The sequence below is a fragment of the Achromobacter sp. NPDC058515 genome (genome assembly GCF_042721735.1).
Lineage (GTDB): Bacteria > Pseudomonadota > Gammaproteobacteria > Burkholderiales > Burkholderiaceae_B > Achromobacter.
This window is the reverse complement of sequence record NZ_JBHXNI010000027.1, coordinates 13,273-37,926: the sequence shown is the minus strand read 5'-3', so window position 1 is coordinate 37,926 and position 24,654 is coordinate 13,273. Positions and strand designations below refer to the sequence as shown.

The window sequence follows — 24,654 nt, the reverse complement described above, 5'->3', positions numbered from 1 at the left end:
CATGGGCGGGCGACGCGCCTAGTTGTTCCCCGACAGGTCGAACAAGCTGGTCGCATCCAGTTCCAGCACGCCTTCGTCGTGCTGGTTCAGGACCGTCCAGGCCCAGGTGATGATGCCCAGGTCCGGACGCGACGACGAGGTGCGCGCCCCTTGCACGCGCGCTTCCAGGCGCAGGGTGTCGCCGGGCCGCACCGGGGTGCGCCAGCGCACTTCGCCCAGCCCCGGCGAACCGAAGGATTCGGAGTCATGCAGGGCGGCGTCCACCGCCATGCGCATGGCCAGCGCGCAGGTGTGCCAGCCGCTGGCGATCAGTCCGCCCCAACGCCCTTCGGCGGCGCGCTGCGGGTCGGTGTGAAACCATTGGGGATCGAACTTCCGGGCAAACTCCAGGATCTCCGCTTCCGTCACGGTGATCGGGCCGGCCTTGATCAGCATGCCGTCCTTGAATTCGGCGAACTTCATGTTTGACTTTCCCCCTTTTGCAAACGAAATCGGCGCGCCCAGGCGCGCCGATCGTCACGCATGTGTTGTAGGACTCAGTACGTCTCGAAGTGCAGCCGGCCTTCGCGGCGCAGCACATCATGCAGGATAGACCAATCCTCGCCCGCCTGCACCACCACCTCGCGCAAGGCGTCCAGCACGCCGACTTCCATCCCCTTCAAGCCGCACACGTAGATGCAGGTGTTGCGGTCGGACAGCAATTCGCGCACCTGGACGGCGCGTTCGCGGATCAGGTCCTGCACATAGCGCTTGGGCTGGCCGGCCTCGCGCGAGAGCGCCAGGTTGATGTCGATGAAGTCGCGCGGCAGTTTCATCAAGGGGCCGAAGTACGGCAGCTCGCGTTCGGTGCGGGCGCCAAAGAACAGCATGAGCTTGCCGACCTCGCCCGTGCCGATGCGCCGCCGGCAGCGTTCGGTCATGGCGCGCATCGGCGCGGAACCCGTTCCGGTGCAGATCATGATCAGGTTGGCGCGCGGATGGTTGGGCATCAGGAAGGTATGGCCGAAGGGGCCGATCACCTGCACCGTGTCGTTCTTGGCCAGGTCGCACAGGTAGTTCGAGCACACTCCGTGCGCGGCCGCGCCGCCGTGGTCCTGGGTAACGCGCTTGACCGTCAGCGACAGGTTGTTGTAGCCCGCCCGTTCGCCGTCGCGCGGACTGGCCAGCGAGTATTGGCGCGCGTGTTGCGGCCGGCCCTGCGCGTCCACCCCGGGCGGCAGGATGCCGATGGACTGGCCTTCGAGCACCGGGAAGGGCAGCTCGCCAAAGTCCAGCACGATGTGATGGATGTCGCTTTCCGTATCCGCGCCCGTCACGCGGTAGTTGCCCACTACTGTTGCCGTCATGGGCGTCTTGTGCGTGTACAGGTTCACGTAGGGGTGCGCGGCGGACCATGGGGGCACGGAAGCGCCGGGTACGGCGAACGCCGCGGGCGTGGATGCCGGGGCGGCCTCGGGAACCGCCGCCACGGGTTCGGAGGCGGCGGCTTCCGGCAAGGCCTTTTCCTGCGGCAGCTCTTCCCAGCCCAACTGCTCCTGCACCGAGTACGCCTCGCTTCGCATCATCAGCCGCCAGTTGTCGATGGAGCCCGTGGGACACGGCGGCACGCAGGCCATGCAGCCGTTGCAGACCTCGGGATCCACCACGTAGTTGTTGGAATCGTGGGTGATCGCGTCGACCGGACAGGTCTCTTCGCAGGTGTTGCAGCGGATGCAGATCTCGGGGTCGATCAGATGCTGCTTCAGGACTTCTACGGGTAACGGGGCGTTCATCGCGGTCTTCCCAATGCGCGGGCGGCCCGCAAGCGCGCGCCGCCCTTTCCGCCTTCAGTTGAAACGGACGTAGTCGAAATTCACCGGCTGGCGGTTGATGCCCATGACGGGCGGTGCGATCCAGTTGGCGAACTTGCCGGGCTCGGTCACCCGTCCCATCAGCGACGCGACGAAGGCGCGGTCTTCCGGCGTGGGCAGCCACTTGTGCTGGTTGGCCTGCCATTGCGATTCGGACAGGATCTCGCCTTCGGGCGACATGCGGATGCCGGCCAGCGTGCCGATCTGGCGGTTGAACGCCTTGTGCGGCACCTGCAGTCGATAGGGAATGCCGCTCTTTTCGATGACCTTGTTCCAGCGGCCGATGCCGGCCACGGAATCGCGGATGAAATCGTCGCGCAGCACTTCGTTCAGCGCGTTGAGCATCGGCACCTCGATCTCGTTCAGCTTGCCGTTGTTCACGGTCAGCACGCGATAGGTGTCGTTCTTCAACTGGTGGTCGTCGGTGCGCTTGCTTTCTTCGTAGCGCCCCTTCAGGCCCGATCCATAGAAGATGGCCGCGTTGGACGACTGGTCCGCGCCGAACAGGTCGATGGTGACGCTGTAGTGGAAGTTCAGGTAGCGCTGGATGGTGGGCAGGTCGATCACGCCCGCCGCGCGCACGCTTTCCGGGTCGTCGGTCTTCAGCTGGTTCATCACTTCGCAGGTGCGCTGGATGGTGCGCGAGATGCCGGATTCGCCCACGAACATGTGGTGCGCCTCTTCGGTCAGCATGAACTTGGTGGTGCGCGCCAGCGGATCGAAGCTGGACTCGGCCAGGGCGCAGAGCTGGAACTTGCCGTCGCGGTCGGTGAAATAGGTGAACATGTAGAACGCCAACCAGTCGGGCGTCTTCTCGTTGAAGGCGCCCAGGATGCGCGGGTTGTCCGAATCGCCGGAGCTGCGCTGCAGCAGCGCGTCGGCCTCCTCGCGGCCGTCGCGGCCGAAGTAGCGGTGCAGCAGATAGACCATGGCCCACAGGTGCCGGCCTTCTTCCACGTTGATCTGGAACAGGTTGCGCAGGTCGTACTGGGACGGCGCGGTCAGGCCCAGATGGCGCTGCTGCTCGATGGACGCAGGCTCCGTGTCGCCTTGCGTGACGATGATGCGGCGCAGGTTGGCGCGGTGTTCGCCGGGCGCGTCCTGCCATACGTCGCGGCCCATGTTCTCGCCGAAGTGGATCTTGCGCTGGCCGTCCTGCGGGGCCAGGAAGATGCCCCAGCGGTAGTCGGGCATGCGGACGTGGTTGAAGTTGGCCCAGCCGTCGGGCTCCACGCTGACCGCGGTGCGCAGGTACACGTCAAAGCCGTGCGAGCCGTCGGGGCCCATGTCCTGCCACCATTGCAGGTAGTTGGGCTGCCAATGCTCCAGCGCGCGCTGCAGGGCGCGGTCGCCGGACAGATTGACGTTGTTGGGTATCTTGTCGGTGTAGTTGATTCCAGACATTGTCTCGCTCCTGTTCCTTGGGGATGGAGGCGGGCCGTCAGACCCGGTTCCAGTCGAATGCCGCCTGCTCGCCCTTGCCGTACAGCTTGAGCGCGCCCTTGTCGCCCGCCGCGTTGGGACGGTTGAAGATCCAGTTCTGCCAGGCGGTGAGCCGGCCGAAGATGCGCGTCTCCATGGTTTCCTGGCCACCGAAACGCAGGTTGGCTTCCAGCCCGGTCAGCGCGTCCGGCGACAGCGCGCGGCGCTCTTCCAGGACCATACGCACCTCGTCGTCCCAATCGATGGCGTCAGGCGCATAGGTGACCAGTCCCAGCTCCAGCGCGTCGGCCGCTGACAGAGGCATGCCCCCGCGCGCGCGCACCGCTTCCAGGGGTTGGACCTCTTCATAGAAGCGGCGCTGCAGACGGCTTTGGCCGTTGACCAGCGGATACGCGCCGAAGTTGCGCTCGCCCACCACGATGCGCGCGGGCGCGGCGTCGTCCTCGTTGTCCAGCATGTAGCTGCGGTCGGCAGCCAGCGCCAGTTCCAGCAAGGTGCCCACAAAGCACGAGCCCGGCTCGATCAGCGCGAACAGGCTGCGCGAGGTGACGTCCAGGCGGGCCAGCGTGCGGCGCAGCATGCCGGCGGTCTCGCGCACGAACCAGTGGCCGGCATGCCGCTGCAGCGCGGCGTCGGCGGCCAGCACGGCCTCGGGGTCGCCCTCGGTCTTCAGGATCCAGGTGCCGATGTCGAGCTCATTCGTGCGCATGGTCAGGATGGCGTCGTCCAGTTCGCGCGCCATCTGCAAGGGCCACCAGCCCGCGCCCGCGGCCAGGATGTCCGCCAGCTCCGACTCGACCGGCGCCTGCGGCGCGCGCACGATCCAGGTGGCCTGGCGCTTTTCGCGGTCGAGCCGGATGTCCACGAACGGGTAGGACAGGCTGTCGGCGCTTTCGGTGCGCGCCACGGGCGTCAGGGCAACCCCCTGTTCGCCCGCGGGACGGTCGCTGCCTTGCGCCAGCGCCAGCGCCCGCTCGCGCACCGCGGCCTCGAACCGGGCGGGCTTGACCAGGTCGTCGACCAGCCGCCAGTCCTTGGCCCGCTGGCCGCGCACGCCTTCGACCAGGGTGCAGAAGATGTCCGCGTGGTCGTGGCGCACGCGCCGCTTGTCCGTCACGCGGGTCAGGCCGCCCGTGCCGGGCAGCACGCCCAGCAGCGGCACTTCGGGCAGCGCCACGGCCGAAGACCGGTCGTCGATCAGCAGGATCTCGTCGCAAGCCAGGGCCAGCTCGTAGCCGCCGCCCGCGCAGGCGCCGTTCAGCGCGGCGATGAACTTCAGGCCGCCATGGCGGCTGGAGTCTTCGATGCCGTTGCGGGTTTCGTTGGTGAACTTGCAGAAGTTCACCTTCCAGGCGTGGCTGGACAGCCCCAGCATGAAGATATTGGCGCCGGAACAGAAGATGCGGTCCTTCATGCTGGTGACGACCACGCTGCGCACTTCGGGATGCTCGAACCGGATGCGTTGCAGGGCGTCGTGCAGCTCGATGTCCACGCCCAGGTCGTAGGAGTTCAGCTTCAGCTTGTAGCCGGGACGCAGGCCGCCGTCTTCGGCGACGTCCATGGCCAGCGTGGCGACCGGGCCGTCGAACGTCAGGCGCCAGTGGCGGTACTGCCCGGGCTCGGTCCGGAAATCAACCCGGCTAACGGTGCTGCTCATAGTGTGTCTCCTCGTACGCCCTGTCGGGACAGGAAAAATACTGCATCACATGAATTATTGTGCAGATTAGTGCAGAAAAAAATCAGCGTCAAGCAAGATAGGCATAAAAGTGCAGTTTCTTGCCTGCACCCGCCAGGCGCAAAAAAGGCCGCCCGATGGGCGGCCTTGCAATGGCGGGAAGGACGAGGCGCCTACAGCGGCAGGCCGCAAGCCTTGCGCACCTGCGTGCGCAGGCCGGCGAAGCTCTCCTGCACTTCCAGGTTGCTGGTGACCCAGGTCAGGTCGGCCTTGGCGTAGAAGGCCTCGCGGCCGGCAAGAATGCGCTTCAGGTCGGCCATGGCTTCGTTGTTGCCCGACATGGGCCGGAAGTCGCCTTGCGCCATGACGCGGCCCATGTGCTCTTCCGGCGTGGCGCGCAGCCATACCGTATAGCAGTGGGTCAGCAACAGGTTCATCGTGGCCGGTTCGGACACCAGTCCGCCCGGCGTGGCCAGCACCATTTCCGGGTAGATCTGCACGGCCTCTTCCAGCGCCCGCCGCTCATAGCGGCGATAGGCGTTCGGGCCGTAGAGATTATGGATTTCCAGGATGCCGCAGCCGGCCACGCGCTCGATCTCGCGGTTCAGCTCCACGAAGGGATAGCCCAGGTCGTCGGCCAGCATCTGGCCCAACGTGGATTTGCCCGCGCCGCGCAGCCCGATGAGCGCCACGCGCTGGGTGCGGTTGGGCCGTTGCGCCCCCGCCCCCACCCCGAACAACTGGCTCAGGGCTTCGCGGGCGCGCTGCAGGTCGGATTCCGTGCGGCCGCTGAGCAGTTCCCGGATCAGCAGCCAATCGGGCGATTCGGTGGTCACGTCGCCGACGAGTTCGGCCAGCGCGCAGTTGAATGCCTTGGCGATCTGCAGCAGCACGAGGATCGACGCGTTGCCCACCCCATGCTCAAGGTTGGCCAGATGGCGCTCGGACACGCCGGTGACCTGGGACAGCCCCTTGCGCGTCATGCCGCGTATGGCCCGCAGGCGGCGCACGCGCTCGCCCAATGCCACCAGGAAGACTTCCCGCCGGGGTTCGGTTGGCGCCGCGTCTAGCGCTTGATTCATGTTTGGCCTGACTCCGCAAATACCCTGATTACCGCTCTTTTATGCACTATAGTGCTTGACCCAAATCAAAGGAAGCACTATTTTTCCATTCATCGAGTTCAAAGCCGTTCAGGTGCAAAAAAACAGCAGTCGATTTCATATCGATTCTGAAGCGCCGACAGTGTAAAGGAGTCGCCAGGTGAGCACGCCAGACCAATTCCATGCCCTGATGCGCGACGTCACGCGCCTGACGGCCGGCCAGCCTTTGGATGCCGTGCTGCAGGCGCGGCTTAACCGCGACGCCGGTCCGCAAAGCGAACTGTTCCAGAGCATCTTCGCGGCGTGCAGGCAGGGAGTGGCGGACGGCTGGATGTGCAGCCGCGAGGGCGGCGGCATCCGCTACGGCCGCGTCATCAAGCCGGCGCCCGACCTGGAAGGCTGTTCGGTCGACGTCGTCGACATGGACGACCTGGCCGGCCCCCACCACACGCATCCCAATGGCGAGATCGACATGATCATGCCGCTGACCGGCGACGCCCGCTTTGACGGCCACGGCGCCGGCTGGCTGGTCTACGGCCCCGGCAGCGCGCACAGCCCGACCGTCACGCAGGGCCGCGCCCTGGTGCTGTACCTGCTGCCCGGCGGCGCCATCGAATTCACGCGTTCCGGCTAGCCCGACGCCCGCCCCTGCCGCCAAACAACAAACACAGGCAGGGCAACCGCCCACCAGGACTTCAGGAGACAACCGTGAACACCTGTCCCGCCGAACTCAACTTCGCCAGCCATCTGGCGGCGCTGAACGCGCCCCGCGCGGCCAAGCCCGCCTATATCGACGACACCCGCCAGATCACCTACGGCGAACTGGCGGAGCGGGTGGCCCGCATGGCCGGCGCCCTGCGCCGGCTGGGCCTGCGGCGCGAGGAACGCATCCTGCTGCTGATGCAGGACACGGCCGACTGGCCGGTGGCGTTCCTGGGCGCCCTGCATGCCGGCGTGGTCCCGGTGGCCGTGAACACCCTGCTCACCCCGGACGACTACGCGTACATCATTGCGCACAGCCGCGTGCGCGCCGTCTTCGCGTCCGGCGCCTTGCTGCCCGTCTTGCAGGCGGCGATGGCGCAGGCGCCGGGCGACATCGAGCACCTGGTCGTGTCGCAGCCCGCCGCCGCCCTGCCCGACGGCGCGCACGAATTCGAATCGCTGCTGGCCGGATCGCCGCTCGCGCCCGCGGCGCGCACCCTGTCCGACGAGATCGCCTTCTGGCTGTATTCATCCGGCTCCACCGGCAAGCCCAAGGGCGTTGTGCACACCCACGGCAACCTCTGGCACACGGCCGAGCTCTATGCCAAGCCCGTGCTGGGCATCCAGGAAACCGACGTGGTGTTCTCCGCCGCGAAGCTGTTCTTTGCCTATGGCCTGGGCAACGGCCTGACCTTCCCGCTGTCGGTGGGCGCCACCGTCATCCTGATGGCCGAACGCCCCACCCCGCAAGCCGTCTTCCAGCGCCTGACCCGCCATCGCCCCACGGTGTTCTACGGCGTGCCCACGCTGTACGCCAGCATGCTGGCCTCCGCCGAGCTGCCGCCGCGCGAACAGGTGTCGATGCGGGTCTGCACGTCGGCCGGCGAAGCCCTGCCGCGCGACATCGGCGAACGCTTCACGCGCCACTTCGGCTGTGAAATCCTGGACGGCATCGGCTCGACCGAGATGCTGCACATCTTCATATCCAACCAGTCCGGGCAGCTGCGCTACGGCACCACGGGCAAGCCCGTGCCCGGCTACGAAGTGCAGCTGCGCGACGACAACGGCGCGCCCGTCGCCCCCGGCGCCATCGGCGACCTCTACATCAAGGGCCCCAGCGCCGCGCTGATGTACTGGAACAACCGCGACAAGACGCGCCAGTGCTTCCTGGGCGACTGGCTCAAGAGCGGCGACAAGTACGTATGCGACCAGGACGGCTACTACACCTACGCCGGCCGCAGCGACGACATGATCAAGGTCAGCGGCCAGTACGTTTCCCCGGTAGAGGTGGAGAACATCCTGATCCAGCACGAAGCCGTGCTGGAGGCGGCCGTGATCGGCGCGCCGGACCACGACGGGCTGGTCAAGACCAAGGCCTATGTGGTGCTGCGCCCGGGCTTCGAGCCCGACGCCCAGACCGGGGCCGCCTTGCAGCGCTACGTGAAGCAGCACCTGGCGCCGTTCAAGTACCCCCGCCAGATCAATTTCATGGATGAGCTGCCCAAGACCGCGACGGGCAAGATACAGCGGTTCCGGCTCCGGCAGCTCGAAGAGACGACGCTATGACCGCAACCGCCGTGGCCGAAACGGTCTTTGCCGACATCCGCGCGCGCGGGCGCGACATGCGCCTGGAATGCCAGTGGATCGAACCCCGGCGCCGGCAGGCCCCGCTGCTGGTCTTCCTGCACGAAGGGCTGGGCTCGGTGTCCATGTGGAAAGACTGGCCGCGGCGCGTGTGCGACGCGGCCGGCTGCCGGGGGCTGGTGTATTCCCGTTACGGGTATGGACAGTCGACGGCGCGGCCGCCGCAGGAAAAATGGCCCGTGGATTTCATGCACCATGAGGCGCGCGAGGCGCTGCCCGCGCTGTTCGCGGCGCTGGGGGTGGACGCGAAGGCGGACAAGCCGGTGCTGTTCGGCCATAGCGACGGCGGCTCGATCGCGTTGCTCTATGCCGCCATGCACCCTGGCGCGGTGGCCGGCATCGCGGTGGCCGCGCCGCACATCTTCGTCGAAGACGTCTCCGTGTCGAACATCGAGCTGGCGCGCCGGGCCTATCTGGAATCGGACCTGCGCGCCAGGCTGGGCCGCCATCACGCGGACCCGGACTCCGCCTTCTGGGGCTGGAACGACATCTGGCTCGATCCGGAATTCCGCCGCTGGAACATTGAAGACCACCTGTCCCGGATCGCCTGCCCCGTGCTCGCCATCCAGGGGGTGGACGATGAGTACGGCACCCTGGAGCAGATACGCGGCATCCGCCGCCGCGCGCCCCAGGCCGAATTGCTGGAGATTCCAGACTGCGGGCATTCGCCGCACAAGGACCAGCCCGACACCGTCATCCAGGCCGTCGCCGATTTTGTCGGCGCGCTGGACAAACCCGGCTGACCCAGGCCCATAACAAGCACGGAGACAAACCATGAACCACACCCTGACCCGGGCTGCGCTGGCCGCAGCCCTGATGCTCGCCGCCGGCGGCGCACAGGCGGCCGACAAGCTCAAAGTCGGCTTCATGCTGCCTTACAGCGGCACCTTCGCGGCGCTTGGCGTCGCCATCGAGAATGGCTTCAAGCTGTATGTCGCCGAACAGGGGGGCAAGCTGGGCGGGCGTGAAATCGAATACTTCAAGGTGGACGACGAGTCCAACCCGGCCAAGGCGGCCGAGAACGCCAACCGCCTGATAAAGCGCGACCAGGTCGACGTGCTGATCGGCACGGTGCATTCGGGCGTGGCGATGGCGCTGGCCAAGGCCGCCAAGGACGCCGACACAACGCTGATCGTGACCAACGCGGGCGCCAACGCAATCACCGGCCCGCTGTGCGGCCCCGGCATCTTCCGCACCTCGTTCACCAATTGGCAGCCCGCGTACGCGATGGGCCCGGTGGCGCGGGCCAAGGGGCACAAGACGGCCGTCACCATCACCTGGAAGTACGCGGCGGGCGACGAGGCCATCGGCGGCTTCAAGGAGGGCTTCGAGAAGGCCGGCGGCAAGGTCGTGCGCGAACTGAGCCTGCCGTTTCCCAACGTGGAGTTCCAATCGCTCCTGACCGAGATCGCCGCGCTCAAGCCCGACATGGTGTTCACCTTCTTTGCCGGCGGCGGCGCCGTGAAGTTCGTGCAGGACTACCATGCGGCCGGCCTGGACAAGACGATTCCGCTGTACGGCTCCGGCTTCCTGACCGACGGCACCCTGCAGGCGCAGGGCGCATCGGCGCAGGGCCTCCTGACCACGCTGCACTACGCCGACGGCCTGAACACCCCGCGCGACAACGCCTTCCGCGCCGACTACTCCAAGGCCTACAAGGCGCAGCCGGACGTATACGCCGTGCAGGGCTATGACGCCGCGCAGCTGATGCAGTCCGGCCTGGCCGCCGTAAAGGGCGATTTCGCCAAGAAGGAAGACTTCCGGCGCGCGATGCGCGGCGCCACGGTGGACAGCCCGCGCGGCCCGTTCACGCTGTCGGCGGCGGGCAACCCGGTGCAGGACATCTACCTGCGCCGCGTCGATGGCCTGGAGAACAAGGTCGTCGAGGTGGCCGTGCAGAAGCTGGCCGATCCCGCCCGCGGCTGCAAGCTCTAGAACCGCGTCCGCCACGGAGAGGCCCCATGGACATCGGCATCCTGCTCATCCAGAGCCTGAACGCCTTCCAGTACGGCTTGCTGCTGTTCCTGGTGGCCAGCGGACTCACGCTGATCTTCGGCATCATGGGCATCATCAATCTTGCCCATGGCAGCTTCTACATGATCGGCGCTTACATGGCGTTCGCGCTGGGCCCGCTGGTCGAGCGCTGGCTGGGCGGCGGGTTCCTGGCCACGCTGGCCGTGTGCGTGCTTGCGGCCGGCGCGCTGGGCTACCTGCTGGAGGCCGCGTTCTTCAGCTACCTGTACAAGCGCAACCACCTGCAGCAGGTGCTGATGACCTATGGCCTGATCCTGGTGTTCGAGGAGCTGCGCAGCATCCTGGTGGGCAATGACGTGCATGGCGTGCCCTTGCCCTCCTGGCTGCAGGGCAGCATCCCGCTGGGCGGCGTCATGACGTATCCGGTCTACCGGCTGTTCATCTCGGCGGTGGGCATCGCCGTCGCCCTGCTGCTGTACTGGGTCATCTCGCGCACGCGGCTGGGCATGATGCTGCGCGCGGGCGCCAGCAACCGCGAGATGATCGGATCGCTGGGCATCGACATCAACAAGCTCTACCGCCTGGTGTTCGCGGCGGGCGTGGCGCTGGCGGCCCTGGCCGGCAGCATCGCCGCGCCCGTGTCGTCCGTCTATCCCGGCATGGGCAACGGCGTGCTCATCATCTGCTTCGTGGTGGTGGTGATCGGCGGCATCGGGTCGATCCGCGGCGCGTTCCTGGCCGCGATGCTGGTGGGCTTTGCGGAAACCTTCGGGCAAGTGCTGTTCCCTTCCGCGGCGGGCGTGCTGGTGTACCTGCTGATGGCCTTCATTCTGCTTTGCAAGCCCGAAGGGCTGTTCAAACAGGGTTAGCAATGCTGAATAGACTCTTGCCCATCGCGGCGCTGCTGGCGCTGGCCGCCTTTTCCTGGAGCGGCAGCGACTACTACACCGGCCTGGCCGTCAAGATCATGATCTACGCGATCTTCGCGCTCAGCCTGCAGCTGCTGGTGGGCGGCGCGGGGCTGGTCAGCCTGGGGCATGCCGCCTTCTTCGGCATCGGCGCCTATGTGGCGGCGCTGCTGTCGCCCGAGTCGGAGGCGGCCAGCCTGTGGTGGCTGCTGCCCGCCGCCCTGCTGGCCGCCGCCGCCTATGCCGCCGTGACCGGCGCGCTGGCGCTGCGCACGCGGGGCGTGTATTTCATCATGGTCACGCTGGCGTTCTCGCAGATGGCCTACTACGTGTTCCACGACACCAAGATCGGCGGCGGCAGCGACGGCATCTACCTGTATTTCAGGCCGGAGCTGTCCCTGGGCGGCTGGACGCCGTTCGACCTGGGCAACGCCGCGACATTCTATTTCTTCGTGCTGGCCTGCCTGGCGCTGACCTGGGGATTCCTGGCGCTGCTGCGGCGCTCGCCGTTCGGCGCGGCGCTCACCGGCATCCGCATCAATGAACAGCGCATGCGGGCGGCCGGCTACTCGACCTATCCGTACAAGCTTGCCGCCTACGTCGTCGGCGCCACGCTGGCCAGCCTGGCGGGCTTTCTGTTCGCGCTGAAGGACGGCTTCGTCACGCCGGAGCTGCTGGCCTGGGAGCAGTCGGGCCTGGTGCTGCTGATGGTGATCCTGGGCGGCATGGGCAGCCTGGGCGGCGCGGTGCTGGGCACCGTGGCGCTGGTGCTGCTGCAGGAACTGTTCCAGTCGCAGGAATTGTTCGGCGACTATGCGCGCCACTGGCATCTGCCGCTGGGCATCGCCATCATCGCGCTCGTCGCCCTGCTGCCCAACGGCCTGGCGGGACTGCCCGCGCAATGGCGCGAGCGCCGCGAGGCGCGCGCGGCGGGCGCCGCCGCAAAGCAGGCCGAAGCCGGCGCGCCCGCCCGCAAGGACGCCGCCGCCCCTGCCCGCCTGCCCATCCAGGGAGAACCCCATGTCTGATCTCTTGCTGGCCGCCCACGCGGTCACCCGGCGCTTCGGCGGCCTGACGGCGGTCGATGGCGTATCGCTGGGCTTGCAGCGCGGCCAGGTGCATGCCGTCATCGGCACCAACGGCGCGGGCAAGTCCACGCTGATCAACATCCTGTCGGGCGAGCTGGCCCCCACCAGCGGCCAGGTCATGCTGGGCGGGCGCGACATCACCGCATGGCGCCAGCCCGAACGCGCGCGCGCCGGACTGGGCCGCAGCTACCAGCGGTCCACCCTCTTTCCCGAACTGAGCGTGTTCGAAAACTGCCGGCTGGCCGCGCAGGCGGGACGGCAGCGCTTCTGGCATTGGTGGCGCGCCGCGTCCGGCTGCCGGCGCAGCGCCGAACTGGCCCGGCACGCGCTGGACCGCACGGGCCTGGCCGGCGACGCCGCGCGCGCGGCCGGCTTGCTGCCGCATGGCCGCAAGCGCCAGCTGGAGATCGCCATGTGCCTGGCGGGCGAGCCGCAGGTGCTGCTGCTGGACGAACCGCTGGCCGGCATGGGCCCCGAGGAAACGGACCGCATCCTGGACCTGCTGCAGACGCTGAAGGCCGGCCACGCCATCCTGCTGGTGGAGCACGACATGGACGCCGTGTTCCGCATTGCCGAGACCATCACCGTCATGGTCAACGGCACGGCCATCGCCAGCGGCACGCCGGCGGCGATCCGCGCGAATCCCGACGTGCGCACGGCCTACCTGGGCGAAGACGAACAAGGAGCCGGCTGATGAATGCGCTGATCGAAGCGGGCGGCCTGCACGTCTACTACGGCGCGAGCCACGTGCTGCGCGGCGTGGACATGCACATCGCCCCGGGCGAATCCGTGGGCCTGGTGGGCCGCAACGGCATGGGCAAGACGACGCTGATCCGCAGCCTGATGGGCCACGTGAAAAGCGCGCAAGGCAGCGTGCGGGTGCGGGGCAGCGATTGCACGCGCGCCCAGCCGCACGCCATCGCGCGGATGGGCGTGGCCTACGTGCCGGAGGGCCGCGGCATCTTCCCCAACCTGAACGTGCGCGAGAACCTGCAGGTGGCGGCGCGTCCGGGAAGGCGCGGCGGCCAGGACTGGACCTATGCGCGCGTGCTGGACACGTTTCCGCGCCTGCGGGAGCGCCTGGGGCATGGCGGGCAGCAGTTGTCGGGCGGCGAGCAACAGATGCTGGCCATCGGCCGGGCCCTGATGACCAATCCCGACCTCCTGATCCTGGACGAGGCCACCGAAGGCCTGGCGCCCCTGATCGTGGCGGAAATCTGGAAGATCATCCGCCAGATCCGCGCCACCGGCATGTCCACGCTGATCGTGGACCGCAATTACCGCGCGGTGCTGGACCACACGGACCGCTGCCTGGTCATGGAAAAAGGACTGATCGTGCAGGATGGCGACAGCGCGTCGCTGGCCCGGCAACCCGGGCAGCTGACGCGCTATCTGGGGGTTTAGATCACCGCTTCGATCAGGAAGGGGCCGCGGCGCTTCAAGCCTTCGGCCAGCGCGCGCGCAAAGCCCTCCACCGTATCCACGCTGACCGCTTCCACGCCCATGCCGCGGGCCAGGTGCGTCCAGTCCAGATAGGGTTCTTCCAGGTCCAGCATGCGGCGCGCGTTGCGGCCCGGTTCCTTCACGCCCACGTTCTTCATCTCGCCGTGCAGCGTGGCGTAGGAGCGGTTGGCCAGGATGACGGTCAGGCAGTTCAGGTTCTCGCGCGCCTGGGTCCAGAGCGCCTGCAAGGTGTACATGCCGCTGCCGTCGGCCTGCAGGGTGACGACCTTGCGGTCCGGGCAGGCCACCGCGGCGCCCGTCGCCATCGGCATGCCGATGCCGATGGCGCCGCCCGTCAGCATGAGCCAGTCGTGCGGCGCGCTGCTGGCGCTGTAGATCGGAAATTCGCGTCCCTGGGTGATGGATTCGTCGCACACGATGGCCTGTTCGGGCAGCGTGTGCGCAACCAGGATGTTCACGGCGGCGCCCGTCAGCTTGCCCGTCTGCGGCACTTCATAGGCGGCGGCCGGCGCGGCCAGGCGCGGGGCGTCGGCGGCGATGCCCAGCTCGTCGGCCAGCCATTCCAGCGCGTGCGCCAGATCCTGCTCGGCCGAGGCCAGCACCACCTGGTTGCTGTCCGTGGGCGCCAGCAGGCTGGGCTTGCCCGGGTAGGCGAAGAAACCGACCGGCGACTTGGCGCCCGCCAGCACCAGATGCTTCACATCTTTCAGCTTGGCCACCGCCAGGTCGATCGGGTACGGCAGGCGGTCGACGGGCGTGCGCGAGCCGCCGCGCTCGATGCGGCGATTCGAGGTTTCGGAGATCAGGCGCACGCCGGTGGCGCGCGCGATGCGGCCGGCGGCGTTCAGCGCGCGTTCGCGCAGGGCGGCGCCGCCCAGCATCAGCACCGTCGCTTCGCCGGAACGGATGGCGGCGGCGGCCGCGCGGACCGCGTCGGCGGAGGTCTGGGCCAGGGCCTCCGCCTTGACCAGCACGGGCGCGGGCGAGTTGTCCGGCAAGTCGGTCCACGCGGTGTCGGCCGGCAGAATGAGGGTGGCGATGTTGCCCGGCGCGCGGCGCGCCACGCCGATGGCTTCGGCGGCGTCCGCGGACAGGGCGGCGGCCGTCATCGTGCGCTTGACCCAGTGCGACATGGGGCGCGCGACGCCTTCGACATCGCTCGTGAGCGGGGCGTCGTACTGGACGTGATAGGTGGCGTGGTCGCCCACGATGTTGACCATGGGCGTGCGCGCGCGCTTGGCGTTGTGCAGATTGGCCAGGCCGTTGCCCAGGCCGGGGCCCAGATGCAGCAGGGTGGCCGCCGGCTTGTCGGCCATGCGCGCATAGCCATCGGCCGCGCCCGTCACCACGCCTTCAAACAAGCCCAGCACGCAGCGCATCTTGGGCTTGCGATCCAATGCCGCCACAAAGTGCATTTCCGATGTGCCCGGGTTGGCAAAGCAAACGTCCACATCATTGGCCAGCAAGGTATCGCAAAGACTGTCAGCGCCGTTCATCGTGTTTCCCTAGTCGTTATCAATGGCAGTGCGGGGCGTGGTCGCGCCCGCCTGACGGACATGATAGGGAGCGTAGCGGAAACGGCATAGAGCCATTTCAGCTTGCGCGCATGGAACCATTCCCCTCGGTGTTCCGCCAGCCGGAATTAGCATAACCGCCGCGGGCGGTTCAGCCCAGGATCTGCCCCAGGAATGCCTGCGCGCGCTCCGAACGCGGCGCGGAAAAGAAGTTGTCCGGCGTGTCGGCCTCGACTATGGCCCCCTGGTCCATGAACACGACGCGGTCGCCGACCTCCCGCGCAAAGCCCATTTCGTGCGTCACGCAGACCATGGTCATGCCGTCCCGGGCCAGCGCGACCATGGTGTCCAGCACTTCCTTGACCATCTCGGGGTCCAGCGCGGAGGTGGGCTCGTCGAACAGCATGATCTTGGGCTGCATGCACAAGGCGCGCGCGATCGCCACGCGCTGCTTCTGGCCGCCGGACAGCTGGCCGGGATACTTGTCCGCGTGCTGCGGGATCCGCACGCGTTCCAGGTAGTCCATCGCGCGCGACCGGGCTTCATCCGCCGGCACGCCCTTGACCAGCATGGGCGCCAGCGTGCAGTTCTCCATCACGGTCAGGTGCGGGAACAGGTTGAAATGCTGGAACACCATGCCCACCTCGGCGCGGATGCGCTCGATGTTCTTCACGTCTTCGTTGAGCTCGATGCCGTCGACCACGATGCGGCCCTTCTGGTGTTCCTCCAGCCGGTTCAGCAAGCGTATCGTCGTGGACTTGCCCGAGCCGGAGGGGCCGCAGAGGATCAGTTTTTCCCCCGGCGACACCTCCAGCGCCAGGTCGTCCAGCACCTGGAATTCGCCATACCACTTGCATACGCCCTGCATGGTGATGATCGGGGCGGAGTCGTTCAATGCGTCCATCGCTTCAGGCCTTGGAAATATCGTGGTTTTCGCCGGCGCCGCTCCAGTAGCCCGGCACGGTCAGGCGCTTTTCGGAACGTCGGAACGCGTAGGACAGCACGCTGCACATGGCAAAGTAGATGACGCCCACCATGGTGTAGACGGTCAGCGCCTGGAAGGTGGCGCCCGCCAGCATCTCGCCCGCCCGCATCAGCTCGTACACGCTGATGACGGCGACCAGCGACGTTTCCTTGATCAGCACCAGCGCGTAATTGCCCAGCGCCGGAAACACCGTGCGCAGCGCCTGCGGCAGCACGATGCGGCGCAGCCGCTGGACCTTGCCCAGGCCCAGGGCGCGCGCGGCCTCGTACTGGCCGGTGTCCACCGACTGGATGCCGCTCCTGAACAGCTCGGCCAGGTAGGCGCCGAAGTTCAGGGTCAGGCCCAGCACGCCGGCGACAAAGCCGTTGATCACCACGCCCATCTCAGGCAGGCCGTAATAGATGTAGAACAGTTGCAGGAGCAGCGGCGTGCCCCGTATCACCTCGATGTAGAAGCGCGCGCCGCGGCTCAGCAGCCGCGACGACGACAGGCGGCACAGGCAGACGACCAGGCCCAGCGCCACCGCCAGGAATGCCGAACAGAAAAACAGCGCCAGGGTCCAGACGGTGCCCTCGGCCAAGGGCGCCAGGTACATGCGCAGGGTAGCGAGATCCAAATCGTGCTCCTTATCCATGCCGGTGCGGCTTTACTTGCTGATCAGGTCCGACACGCCCCACTTCTGGCCGATGGCGGCCATTTCGCCGCTATTCTTCATTTCGGCCAATGCGTTGTTGACGGCTTCCAGCAGCGCGGCGTTGCCCTTTTGCACGGCCATGCCCACCTGCCACTTGCGCTGCGGCTGGTAGCCGGTGTCCAGCTTCACGCCCGGAATGTTCTTGGTCTTGATCTGATAGATGATGCTGGGCGGATCCACGATGCCCAGGTCGATGCGGCCGGCCCGCACGTCCGCCAGCAAGGTGGAGTAGTCCTGGTAGGTCGTGACCTTGGTGCCGGGCATGTCCTTGATCATGTTGAACTGGACCGAATCGACCAGCACGCCCACGCGCTGCCCCTGCATGTCTTCGAACCTGGCGTACTTGCGCGATGCCTTGTCGCTGACCACCACTCCCTCGCCCCACTCGTAGACCGGCGCGGAGAAGTCGATGGCCTTCGCGCGCTCCTCGGTGATGAAGAGCGGCGCGGACATGACATCGGCGCGCCCGGAAGTCAGCGTGGGAATCAGGCCCGAGAACGGCACGTCGGACAGCTTGTCGGACACCTTCAGGTGCTTGGCCACGCCGGCCGCCACGTCCACCATGATGCCTTCGAGCTGGTTGGACTTCGGGTTCTTGAAGCCGTGCGGCGGCGCGGACGCGGTGGTGACGATGGCCAGGCTCTTGTCGGCGCGCACCTCGTCCAGCGTGCGCGCTTGCGCGGCGGATTGGATCAGCAGGCTGGCCGCGGCCATGCCCAGCAGGATGGATTTGAGTTTCATCGTTTTCCCCTTGGATGAATGAATGACCCGGACGCGGCGGCTCAGGCCGGACGCCCTTGCGGGTACTGCTGCACCGCTACCGCCGCCAGCGCGCAGAATTCCTGCACGACGGTGGCGGCCAGGAAGGCCGTCGCCCCCTGCACGTCTTGCGGCGGCGACACGGTGTTGACGTCGAACGCCACGAAATTCAGGCCGGCCAGCTGGCGCAGCAGCGCCAGCCCTTCCTTGGCCGACAGCCCGCCCCATTCCGGGGTGCATACGCCCGGCGCGCAGGACGGATCGAAGATGTCCATGTCGAAGCACAGGTAGACCGGGCGCTGGCCGATGCGCTGCTTGATGTCCGCCAGCGCGGCCTGCTGGTCCCGGTCGAAATCGTCGTAGGGCATGATCGTGTAGCCGACCTCCCGTCCGAATTCCAGCACCCCGGGCATGAAGGAGCTGCCCCGCGTTCCCACATGGAAGCTGGAAGCGACGTCCAGCAGCCCTTCTTCGGCGGCGCGCGTGAAGGTCGTGGCGGTGTTGTAGCCAGGGATGGGATAGGTGTCGGTGTGCGAATCAAAATGCAGCACCACGAAATCCGGGTGGCGGCGCGCCACGGCGCGCAGTTGCGGCAAGGTCACCGCGCCGTCGCCCCCCATGGAGATCGGGATGGCGCCCGTATCCAGAATCGCGCCGATGCCGGCCTCGATCAGCGGGTAGGACGCGTCGGGATCGCCGGGATGGCAGGCGACGTTGCCCACGTCGACCGCCCGCAGGAACTCGGGCGGATTGTCGATGCCGTTGCGGCGGAAGATGTCGACGGGGCGCAGCAATTTCGATTGCTCGCGTATGGCGTCCGGCCCCTGGCGCGACCCCACGCGAAATGGATGCGTGCCGCAATCGAACGGGATGCCCACCACGCAGGCGCGGGCTTTGCCGGCCCCTGCGTCGCGGACTGGCGGCAGGCCCATGAAACCCGCAACGGGATGGAAACAGACTTCAGCTGACTGCGGCACAACGCGGCTCCTGGGCGGGCGTCCCGTTCGCACGGTTGCGAACGAGACTTCTATTTAGATTTGATCAAATCGCTGTGCGATACGATCGTGTCATAAATAGATTAGCAAGCAAGAAGCCATGCGGCCAATTAGGGAGTTCCCCTTAGAGGCGAATTAAATACCTGACTAATTAAGTATGAAATAGGAGCGGAAGCGCGCCGGCGCGGTGCGCGCGCCGCGCACCAGGATGCAGCAGGCGCAATGAATCAGGCGTCGTCGCCGGGCGGCATCGCGCCGCGCAAGGCGCCGCCCGGCGGCTCCATTTCGTAGAAGGGATGCGAGCGGCCCAGCGTGCGCGACGCGCTGATGGCGTGCGCGGTCTCCACGACCTGCGGGCCGAACACCGCTTGCGCCTGTTCGAAGGACCAGCGGCTGGAGGGCACGGACACGTTCACCGCCCCCAGCGGGGTGCCACCGGCGTCCAGCACCGCGGCGCTGACCGTGATGTCGCCGGGATAGAACTCGCCGTTGGAACGCGCATAGCCGTGGCGGCGCGCGAAATCCAGTTCCGCCAGCAAGGCGTCCATATCGGTGATCGTCTCCCCCGTGTAGGACTTGCGGTCGCAGCGGTCCAGCAGGCTGCGCGCCACGGCGGGATCCAGCCTGGCCAGCACGGCCCGGCCGGCGGCCGTGCAGTACAAGGGCAGGCGCATGCCCACCGGCATATTCACGAACATTTCCTTGTGGGTGGCAAAGCGCGCCACATAGACCATATCCAGTCCGTCCGGCTCCGCCAGGCTGCAGGTTTCCTGGCTGTTGCGGTTCAGCGTATGCAGGAAGGGGTTGCCGCCCAGCACCAGCGGGCTGGTCTGCACGTATTTCATGCCCAGTTCCAGCGACCATGGCGCCAGCGAGAATTTCTTGCTGGCCGGGTCCTTGCGCAGATAGCCCAGCGTCCACAGCGTATGGGCAAAGCGCTGGACCGAGCTTTTGCTCAAGCCCGACGCCTCAGCCAGTTCCGGCAGCGTCATGGCGGGCTGCCCTTCGCTGAACGCCCGCAATACGGAAACGCCGCGCGCCAGCGCGGCGATGAACAACGGGGAATCCTCGGGATTTCGAGTCTGGGTCATGGCGCCTGGGCGTTTGTTGGGAAAACGCATAGCGTACCGCAGAACGGTTCATCCATATCGCTGGGCGATTGCCAAAAACGAACGGAAAAAAGAAAAAGCGGTCCGCGCCGCGGACCGCCTTGCGCTACCCTGCCCGCATCAGCGGATCGGCCACGGATACATGGCGCCGCCCTGACTCCACAGCGCGTTCGTGCCGCGCTGCAGGCCCAGCTTGCTGCCCTTGCCCACGTTGCGCTCGAAGATTTCGCTGTAGTTGCCCACCGCCTTGATGGCGTTGTAGGCCCACTTCTCGTCCACGCCCATGTTCTTGCCGGCGCCGGGCGTCACGCCCAGGATGCGCAGGACGTTGGGGTTCTTGCTCTTGAGCATTTCGTCCACGTTCTTCTGCGTGATGCCGTATTCCTCGGCTTCCAGCAGCGCGAACAAGGTCCAGCGCACGATGCCCAGCCAGTTCTCGTCGCCCTGGCGCACCATGGGGCCCAGCGGCTCCTTGGAGAAGCGCTCCGGCAGGATCTCGTAGTCGTTGGGATTGGCGACCTGGGTCGCGCGCACGGCGGCCAGTTGCGAGGAGTCGTCGGTGAAGGCGTCGCAGCGGCCGGATTCGAAGGCGCGCACGACCTCCGTCACCTTGTCGATCACGACCGGCTTGAACTCGATGTTGTTCGCGCGGAACCAGTCGGCCAGGTTCAGTTCGGTGGTGGTGCCCGGCTGCACGCAGACCGTGGCGCCGTTGAGCTCCTTGGCGCTCTTGACGCCCAGCTTCTTGTTCACCAGGATGCCCTGGCCGTCATAGAAGCTGGCCGCGACGGCCGCCAGGCCCAGCGAAGTGTCGCGCGTCTGGGTCAGGGTCACGGTGCGCAACAGCACGTCGACCTCGCCCGATTGCAGGGCCGTGAAGCGTTGCTGCGTGGACAGCGCGGTGCCCTTGAATTTGGTCGGGTCACCGAACACGGCCGCGGCTACCGCGCGGCAGATGTCCACATCCATGCCTTCCCATTCGCCCTTGCTGTTGGTCGCGGAGAAGCCGGACACGCCGTCGGTCAGGCCGCACTGCACGAACCCCTTCTTCTTCACCGCATCCAGCGTAGGGCCGGCCATCGCCGCCTGAGACGCGCAAGCCAGCGCGAGCGCGCCGGCCGCAACCATGATAGTCCGCTTCATTTTGCCTCTCCTGATCCTGAGATAGATGTCCGCGCTGGCTTGTGCCCGGCTGCGGCTGAAACCAGGCCCTGCTTTACTGGGCCGGCCGCCAGATTAAGCGATGTCCACAGCGTGAACAACGCGCCGCCGCCTAGTGGAAACCCGCAGACCATGGCGCGTCGCCCTGGTTTTTCCGCTGTCCGGTGACCGAACTTTATCGCGGCCCTGGCGGGCGGCCCCGCCTGCGCTTGCGTGCCATACTTTTTTTGCGTCTTTGTTCGCCCAGGTCCGCTTTTTGTGCGATAGGCAGCAAAGCCGCAACCCCTTAAAAAAAGCCGATCGCGTCACAGAAAAAACCGGACGCGCATCGAGTTTCGGCCGATTCATGGAGGAGACAAGTCCATGGCACAAGCAAGCAAGTCGCAGCCCCGTCGCAACGCAGCAGCTGATCGCCGCCACGCCCTCAAGACCCTGTTGGCCGCCGCCGTGGCGGCAACGGGACTGGCCGCAGCACCCGCCCATGCGGCGGACGACTGGCCCAGCAAGCCCATCAAGATCATCGTGCCGTACACGCCGGGCGGCTCCACCGACATCGTCACGCGCATCGTCATGGAAAAGCTCGGGCCGCGCTTAAAGCAAACGATCATCGTGGAGAACCGCCCCGGGGCCAACAGCAGCGTCGGCTCGGCCATCGCCGCCAAGGCCGAGCCCGACGGCTACACCTTCCTGTCGATGCTGCCTGCCTACATCATCAACTTCCATCTGTACAAGCTGAACTACACGCCGGCCGACCTGACGCCCGTGGTGCAGATGGCGGACCTGCCGCTGTTCCTCTTCGTGGCCGAAGACCTGCCCGTCAAGACCGTGGCGGACCTTGTCGCCTACGCGCGCAAGAACCCCGACAAGCTCACCTATGCCTCCAGCGGCAACGGCTCCAGCGCGCACCTGACCGGCGCCGACTTCGCGCTGCAAAGCAAGATCACGATGACGCACGTGGCCTACAAGGGCAGCGCGCCCATCCTTACCGACTTGCTGGGCAACCGGGTGTCCATGGTGTTCGACCCCATCCTGGTGCCGATGCAGTACGTGAAGCAGAATCGGCTGAAGGCGCTGGCGTTCACGGGCAAGGAACGCTGGCCGACCGAACCCGGGATTCCCACCATGGAGGAAGCCGGCCTGCCCGGCTTCGTCACCGGCTCCTGGGCCGGCCTGATGGCGCCTGCCAATACGCCCAAGCCGATCATCGAACGCATGGCGCGCGAGATCAGCGAGATCGTCAAGGAACCCGACGTGAAGCAGAAATTCGTGGATGCGGGCTTCCTGCCCGTCGGCGGCACCCCGGCTCAGTTCGCGGAGCTGATGAAGACGGATTCGGCGCGCTATGCCGAGATCATCAAGCAGGCGCGCATCACCGTGAACTGAACGCGGTCGGGCGCGCCCGCCGCGCCCGGACCGAACGGAGTCCTTCATGATCGACAAATTCATCGCCACCCCCGAGGCCGCCGTCGCGGACATCCACGATGGCGCCACGGTGCTGATCAGCGGATTCGGCGGCGCTGGCATGCCCACCGAACTGATCCATGCGCTCATCGGGCAAGGCGCGCGCGAGCTGACCGTCGTCAGCAACAACGCGGGCAACCACGAGACCGGCCTGGCCGCGCTCATCAAGGCCGGACGGGTGCGCAAGGTCATCTGCTCATTTCCCAAGGCCTCGCATTCCTGGGTCTTCGACGATCTCTACCGTCAGGGCGGCATCGAACTGGAATGCGTGCCGCAGGGCACGATCGCCGAGCGGCTGCGCGCGGCCGGCGCCGGCCTGGGCGGCTTCTTCACGCCCACCGCCTACGGCACCGAACTCGCGCAGGGCAAGGAGACGCGGGTCATCGACGGGCGCGGCCATGTGTTCGAAAAGCCCTTGCACGGCGACTTCGCGCTGGTCAAGGCGGACCAGGCCGACCGCTGGGGCAACCTCACGTACCACAAGAGCGCGCGCAACTTCGGCCCCATCATGTGCATGGCGGCCAAGACCGCCATCGTGCAGGTGCGCGTCAAGGTCGCGCTGGGCGAACTGCCGCCCGAAGCCGTGGTCACCCCCGGCATCTTCGTCAAGCGCGTCACCGAGGTGGCCAACGCCGCCTTCTCCAGCTAAAGGAGCCCGCATGTTCCATCCCCTGACCCGCGAGGCCATGGCGCGCCGCCTGGCCCTGGACATCCCCGACGGCAGCTACGTGAACCTGGGCATCGGCATGCCGGTGCTGGTGGCGGCGCACCTGCCCGCCGGCCGCGAGATCGTGCTGCACAGCGAAAACGGCATCCTGGGCATGGGCCCGCCCCCGGCGGAAGCCGACATCAACCTGGACCTGATCAACGCCGGCAAACAGCCCGTGACCTTGCTAGAGGGCGGCTCGTACTTCCACCACGCGGATTCGTTCGCGATGATGCGCGGCGGCCACCTGGACATCTGCGTCATGGGCGGCATGCAGGTCGCGGCCAACGGCGACCTGGCCAACTGGTCGCTCAACAAGCCCGGCGAAGCGCCGGCCGTGGGCGGCGCAATGGACCTGGCGGTGGGCGCGCGCAGCGTGTTCATCATGATGGAGCACAACAGCAAGAACGGGGCTCCCAAGATCGTCGAGCGCTGCGCCTATCCGCTCACGGGCGCTGGCGTGGTGGACCGCATCTACACCGACCTGGCCGTCATCGACGTCACGCCGGACGGCCTGGTGGTTCGGGATATGATCGACGGCATGACCCTGAACGAACTGCAGTCGCGCACCGGCGCGCCCTTGCGCGCAGGCTGATGCCGCCCAACCTTCCCCCTCCCGGCTATGCCGCGCCGCTCGCGGCGGAAGACCATCCCGACCAGTTGCGCGGCGATCCGGACTACATGCTGACGCTGGCGCGCGGCCTGCACGTGATCCGCGCCTTCGGCACGCGCCGCCATCCGCAGACCGCGGCTGAACTGAGCCGGCGCGCCGGCCTGCCCCGCGCGGTCGTGCAGCGCTGCCTGCATACGCTGATCCTGCTGGGCATCGCCGAGCAGAACGGCCGGCTCTATGTGCTGACGCCCCGCATCCTGGGGCTGGGCTATGCGTATTTCTCTTCCACGCCCCTGGTCTCGCTGGCGCAGCCGGTGCTCGAAGAGCTGAGCGCCACGGTCAACGAGACCTGCGCGCTGGCCATCATGGAAGGCCACGAAATGCTGTATCTGGCGCGCTCGGAAGTGAACCGCCTGCTGGCCACCTCGATGGGCCTGGGCAGCAGGCTGCCTGCGTACTGCACGTCCATCGGCCGCGTGCTGCTGGCGCAATTGCCCGAGCCGGCGCTGGCGCGCTACTTCGCCGCGACCGAGTTGCAGCCCTACACCGAGTTCACCCTGACCAGCGAGGCCAGGCTGCGCGCGGAGCTGGCGCGCATCCGCGAGCAGGACTATGCGGTGGTCGACCAGGAACTTGAATTGAATGTGCGCGCCATCTCGGTGCCCGTGCGCTCGGCCAGTGGCAAGGCTTGCGGCGCGGTGAATGTCAGCGTGAAGGCCGCGCGCGTGCCCTTGAACCGCCTGACGGACGAATTCCTGCCGCCCTTGCGGCAGGCCGTGGAAAGAATCGGGGAATTCCTGGCCGCATGA

24 protein-coding genes are annotated in these 24,654 nt (G+C 67.0%); 12 read left to right on the top strand and 12 right to left on the bottom strand.

Features of this window, described 5'->3' with window-relative positions:
* Positions 1-18 precede the first annotated feature (18 nt).
* The 5 genes from ACFWP0_RS29135 to ACFWP0_RS29115 all read right to left on the bottom strand — a co-directional run bounded on the left by ACFWP0_RS29135 (position 19) and on the right by ACFWP0_RS29115 (position 6,050).
* A complete protein-coding gene (locus ACFWP0_RS29135) occupies positions 19-462 on the bottom strand; it encodes a MaoC family dehydratase (protein WP_377848169.1) in 444 nt (147 codons plus the stop codon).
* A gap of 74 nt (positions 463-536) precedes the next feature.
* Positions 537-1,772 (bottom strand): benzoyl-CoA 2,3-epoxidase subunit BoxA, encoded by a 1,236-nt coding sequence (gene boxA, locus ACFWP0_RS29130; protein WP_377848167.1) that lies wholly within the window; start codon positions 1,770-1,772, stop codon positions 537-539.
* A gap of 54 nt (positions 1,773-1,826) precedes the next feature.
* Positions 1,827-3,254 carry a benzoyl-CoA 2,3-epoxidase subunit BoxB gene (boxB, locus tag ACFWP0_RS29125; RefSeq protein ID WP_377848165.1) on the bottom strand — a complete coding sequence of 476 codons (1,428 nt, stop codon included), beginning with the start codon at positions 3,252-3,254 and terminating at the stop codon, positions 1,827-1,829.
* A gap of 37 nt (positions 3,255-3,291) precedes the next feature.
* Complete coding sequence (gene boxC / locus ACFWP0_RS29120; protein WP_377848163.1) at positions 3,292-4,950, bottom strand: 2,3-epoxybenzoyl-CoA dihydrolase; 1,659 nt, start codon at positions 4,948-4,950, stop codon at positions 3,292-3,294.
* A gap of 191 nt (positions 4,951-5,141) precedes the next feature.
* Positions 5,142-6,050: a helix-turn-helix transcriptional regulator gene (locus ACFWP0_RS29115; RefSeq protein ID WP_377848162.1), complete on the bottom strand. Its 909-nt coding sequence runs from the start codon at positions 6,048-6,050 to the stop codon at positions 5,142-5,144.
* A 178-nt stretch (positions 6,051-6,228) separates the two neighbouring features.
* On the opposite strand from ACFWP0_RS29115, the gene ACFWP0_RS29110 reads away from it, so the two are divergent.
* From ACFWP0_RS29110 to ACFWP0_RS29075, 8 genes are all read left to right on the top strand, one after another.
* Positions 6,229-6,702: a DUF4863 family protein gene (locus ACFWP0_RS29110; RefSeq protein ID WP_377848160.1), complete on the top strand. Its 474-nt coding sequence runs from the start codon at positions 6,229-6,231 to the stop codon at positions 6,700-6,702.
* A gap of 74 nt (positions 6,703-6,776) precedes the next feature.
* The gene (locus ACFWP0_RS29105) at positions 6,777-8,336 is read left to right on the top strand and encodes a benzoate-CoA ligase family protein (RefSeq protein ID WP_377848159.1); all 1,560 of its coding nucleotides are present in this window, start codon (positions 6,777-6,779) and stop codon (positions 8,334-8,336) included.
* Positions 8,333-9,157 carry an alpha/beta fold hydrolase gene (locus ACFWP0_RS29100; protein ID WP_377848157.1) on the top strand — a complete coding sequence of 275 codons (825 nt, stop codon included), beginning with the start codon at positions 8,333-8,335 and terminating at the stop codon, positions 9,155-9,157. Before ACFWP0_RS29105 ends, ACFWP0_RS29100 begins: the two co-directional genes overlap by 4 nt.
* A gap of 31 nt (positions 9,158-9,188) precedes the next feature.
* Positions 9,189-10,349: an ABC transporter substrate-binding protein gene (locus ACFWP0_RS29095; protein ID WP_377848156.1), complete on the top strand. Its 1,161-nt coding sequence runs from the start codon at positions 9,189-9,191 to the stop codon at positions 10,347-10,349.
* A gap of 26 nt (positions 10,350-10,375) precedes the next feature.
* On the top strand, positions 10,376-11,257 hold the full coding sequence (locus ACFWP0_RS29090; RefSeq protein WP_377848154.1) for a branched-chain amino acid ABC transporter permease: 882 nt from the start codon (positions 10,376-10,378) through the stop codon (positions 11,255-11,257).
* A 2-nt stretch (positions 11,258-11,259) separates the two neighbouring features.
* Positions 11,260-12,324 (top strand): branched-chain amino acid ABC transporter permease, encoded by a 1,065-nt coding sequence (locus ACFWP0_RS29085; protein ID WP_377848153.1) that lies wholly within the window; start codon positions 11,260-11,262, stop codon positions 12,322-12,324.
* Entirely contained in the window at positions 12,317-13,078 is a 762-nt protein-coding gene (locus tag ACFWP0_RS29080; protein WP_377848151.1) for an ABC transporter ATP-binding protein, read from the top strand. The genes ACFWP0_RS29085 and ACFWP0_RS29080 overlap by 8 nt, the downstream gene beginning before the upstream one ends.
* Positions 13,078-13,788, top strand: coding sequence for an ABC transporter ATP-binding protein (locus ACFWP0_RS29075; RefSeq protein WP_377848150.1), 711 nt, complete (start codon positions 13,078-13,080; stop codon positions 13,786-13,788). The genes ACFWP0_RS29080 and ACFWP0_RS29075 overlap by 1 nt, the downstream gene beginning before the upstream one ends.
* Here ACFWP0_RS29075 and ACFWP0_RS29070 read toward each other — a convergent pair.
* From ACFWP0_RS29070 to ACFWP0_RS29040, 7 genes are all read right to left on the bottom strand, one after another.
* A complete protein-coding gene (locus ACFWP0_RS29070) occupies positions 13,785-15,344 on the bottom strand; it encodes an acetolactate synthase large subunit (RefSeq protein ID WP_377848148.1) in 1,560 nt (519 codons plus the stop codon). The genes ACFWP0_RS29075 and ACFWP0_RS29070 overlap by 4 nt on opposite strands.
* Before the next feature lie 169 nt (positions 15,345-15,513).
* Complete coding sequence (locus tag ACFWP0_RS29065; RefSeq protein WP_377848147.1) at positions 15,514-16,266, bottom strand: amino acid ABC transporter ATP-binding protein; 753 nt, start codon at positions 16,264-16,266, stop codon at positions 15,514-15,516.
* 4 nt (positions 16,267-16,270) lie between these two features.
* A complete protein-coding gene (locus ACFWP0_RS29060) occupies positions 16,271-16,963 on the bottom strand; it encodes an amino acid ABC transporter permease (RefSeq protein WP_377848145.1) in 693 nt (230 codons plus the stop codon).
* A 30-nt stretch (positions 16,964-16,993) separates the two neighbouring features.
* Positions 16,994-17,782 carry an ABC transporter substrate-binding protein gene (locus ACFWP0_RS29055; RefSeq protein ID WP_377848144.1) on the bottom strand — a complete coding sequence of 263 codons (789 nt, stop codon included), beginning with the start codon at positions 17,780-17,782 and terminating at the stop codon, positions 16,994-16,996.
* Between the two features lie 41 nt (positions 17,783-17,823).
* Complete coding sequence (locus ACFWP0_RS29050; RefSeq protein WP_377848183.1) at positions 17,824-18,732, bottom strand: arginase family protein; 909 nt, start codon at positions 18,730-18,732, stop codon at positions 17,824-17,826.
* 290 nt (positions 18,733-19,022) lie between these two features.
* A complete protein-coding gene (locus tag ACFWP0_RS29045) occupies positions 19,023-19,886 on the bottom strand; it encodes an IclR family transcriptional regulator (protein WP_377848142.1) in 864 nt (287 codons plus the stop codon).
* Positions 19,887-20,024: 138 nt separating this feature from the next.
* Positions 20,025-21,047, bottom strand: a complete 1,023-nt coding sequence (locus tag ACFWP0_RS29040; RefSeq protein ID WP_377848141.1) for an amino acid ABC transporter substrate-binding protein — start codon at positions 21,045-21,047, stop codon at positions 20,025-20,027.
* A gap of 381 nt (positions 21,048-21,428) precedes the next feature.
* Here ACFWP0_RS29040 and ACFWP0_RS29035 point away from each other — a divergent pair, with 381 nt between their 5' ends.
* From ACFWP0_RS29035 to ACFWP0_RS29020, 4 genes are read left to right on the top strand one after another with little or no spacing between them, the layout of a single operon-like run.
* Positions 21,429-22,448, top strand: a complete 1,020-nt coding sequence (locus ACFWP0_RS29035; protein WP_377848140.1) for a Bug family tripartite tricarboxylate transporter substrate binding protein — start codon at positions 21,429-21,431, stop codon at positions 22,446-22,448.
* 46 nt (positions 22,449-22,494) lie between these two features.
* Positions 22,495-23,175, top strand: a complete 681-nt coding sequence (locus ACFWP0_RS29030; protein ID WP_377848138.1) for a 3-oxoacid CoA-transferase subunit A — start codon at positions 22,495-22,497, stop codon at positions 23,173-23,175.
* Positions 23,176-23,185: 10 nt separating this feature from the next.
* Complete coding sequence (locus ACFWP0_RS29025; protein ID WP_377848137.1) at positions 23,186-23,827, top strand: 3-oxoacid CoA-transferase subunit B; 642 nt, start codon at positions 23,186-23,188, stop codon at positions 23,825-23,827.
* Positions 23,827-24,654, top strand: a complete 828-nt coding sequence (locus ACFWP0_RS29020) for an IclR family transcriptional regulator C-terminal domain-containing protein (protein WP_377848136.1) — start codon at positions 23,827-23,829, stop codon at positions 24,652-24,654. The genes ACFWP0_RS29025 and ACFWP0_RS29020 overlap by 1 nt, the downstream gene beginning before the upstream one ends.

What these genes read in the sequence shown, in the direction of transcription:
- boxB (WP_377848165.1), bottom strand. Translation starts at nt 3,254, where the DNA reads ATGTCTGGAATCAACTACACCGACAAGATACCCAACAACGTCAATCTG.
- ACFWP0_RS29050 (WP_377848183.1), bottom strand. Translation starts at nt 18,732, where the DNA reads ATGGGCCTGCCGCCAGTCCGCGACGCAGGGGCCGGCAAAGCCCGCGCC.
- ACFWP0_RS29055 (WP_377848144.1), bottom strand. Translation starts at nt 17,782, where the DNA reads ATGAAACTCAAATCCATCCTGCTGGGCATGGCCGCGGCCAGCCTGCTG.
- ACFWP0_RS29135 (WP_377848169.1), bottom strand. Translation starts at nt 462, where the DNA reads ATGAAGTTCGCCGAATTCAAGGACGGCATGCTGATCAAGGCCGGCCCG.
- ACFWP0_RS29085 (WP_377848153.1), top strand. Translation starts at nt 11,260, where the DNA reads ATGCTGAATAGACTCTTGCCCATCGCGGCGCTGCTGGCGCTGGCCGCC.
- boxC (WP_377848163.1), bottom strand. Translation starts at nt 4,950, where the DNA reads ATGAGCAGCACCGTTAGCCGGGTTGATTTCCGGACCGAGCCCGGGCAG.
- ACFWP0_RS29075 (WP_377848150.1), top strand. Translation starts at nt 13,078, where the DNA reads ATGAATGCGCTGATCGAAGCGGGCGGCCTGCACGTCTACTACGGCGCG.
- ACFWP0_RS29035 (WP_377848140.1), top strand. Translation starts at nt 21,429, where the DNA reads ATGGCACAAGCAAGCAAGTCGCAGCCCCGTCGCAACGCAGCAGCTGAT.
- ACFWP0_RS29030 (WP_377848138.1), top strand. Translation starts at nt 22,495, where the DNA reads ATGATCGACAAATTCATCGCCACCCCCGAGGCCGCCGTCGCGGACATC.
- ACFWP0_RS29065 (WP_377848147.1), bottom strand. Translation starts at nt 16,266, where the DNA reads ATGGACGCATTGAACGACTCCGCCCCGATCATCACCATGCAGGGCGTA.
- ACFWP0_RS29045 (WP_377848142.1), bottom strand. Translation starts at nt 19,886, where the DNA reads ATGACCCAGACTCGAAATCCCGAGGATTCCCCGTTGTTCATCGCCGCG.
- ACFWP0_RS29040 (WP_377848141.1), bottom strand. Translation starts at nt 21,047, where the DNA reads ATGAAGCGGACTATCATGGTTGCGGCCGGCGCGCTCGCGCTGGCTTGC.
- ACFWP0_RS29080 (WP_377848151.1), top strand. Translation starts at nt 12,317, where the DNA reads ATGTCTGATCTCTTGCTGGCCGCCCACGCGGTCACCCGGCGCTTCGGC.
- boxA (WP_377848167.1), bottom strand. Translation starts at nt 1,772, where the DNA reads ATGAACGCCCCGTTACCCGTAGAAGTCCTGAAGCAGCATCTGATCGAC.
- ACFWP0_RS29115 (WP_377848162.1), bottom strand. Translation starts at nt 6,050, where the DNA reads ATGAATCAAGCGCTAGACGCGGCGCCAACCGAACCCCGGCGGGAAGTC.
- ACFWP0_RS29090 (WP_377848154.1), top strand. Translation starts at nt 10,376, where the DNA reads ATGGACATCGGCATCCTGCTCATCCAGAGCCTGAACGCCTTCCAGTAC.
- ACFWP0_RS29100 (WP_377848157.1), top strand. Translation starts at nt 8,333, where the DNA reads ATGACCGCAACCGCCGTGGCCGAAACGGTCTTTGCCGACATCCGCGCG.
- ACFWP0_RS29095 (WP_377848156.1), top strand. Translation starts at nt 9,189, where the DNA reads ATGAACCACACCCTGACCCGGGCTGCGCTGGCCGCAGCCCTGATGCTC.
- ACFWP0_RS29070 (WP_377848148.1), bottom strand. Translation starts at nt 15,344, where the DNA reads ATGAACGGCGCTGACAGTCTTTGCGATACCTTGCTGGCCAATGATGTG.
- ACFWP0_RS29025 (WP_377848137.1), top strand. Translation starts at nt 23,186, where the DNA reads ATGTTCCATCCCCTGACCCGCGAGGCCATGGCGCGCCGCCTGGCCCTG.
- ACFWP0_RS29020 (WP_377848136.1), top strand. Translation starts at nt 23,827, where the DNA reads ATGCCGCCCAACCTTCCCCCTCCCGGCTATGCCGCGCCGCTCGCGGCG.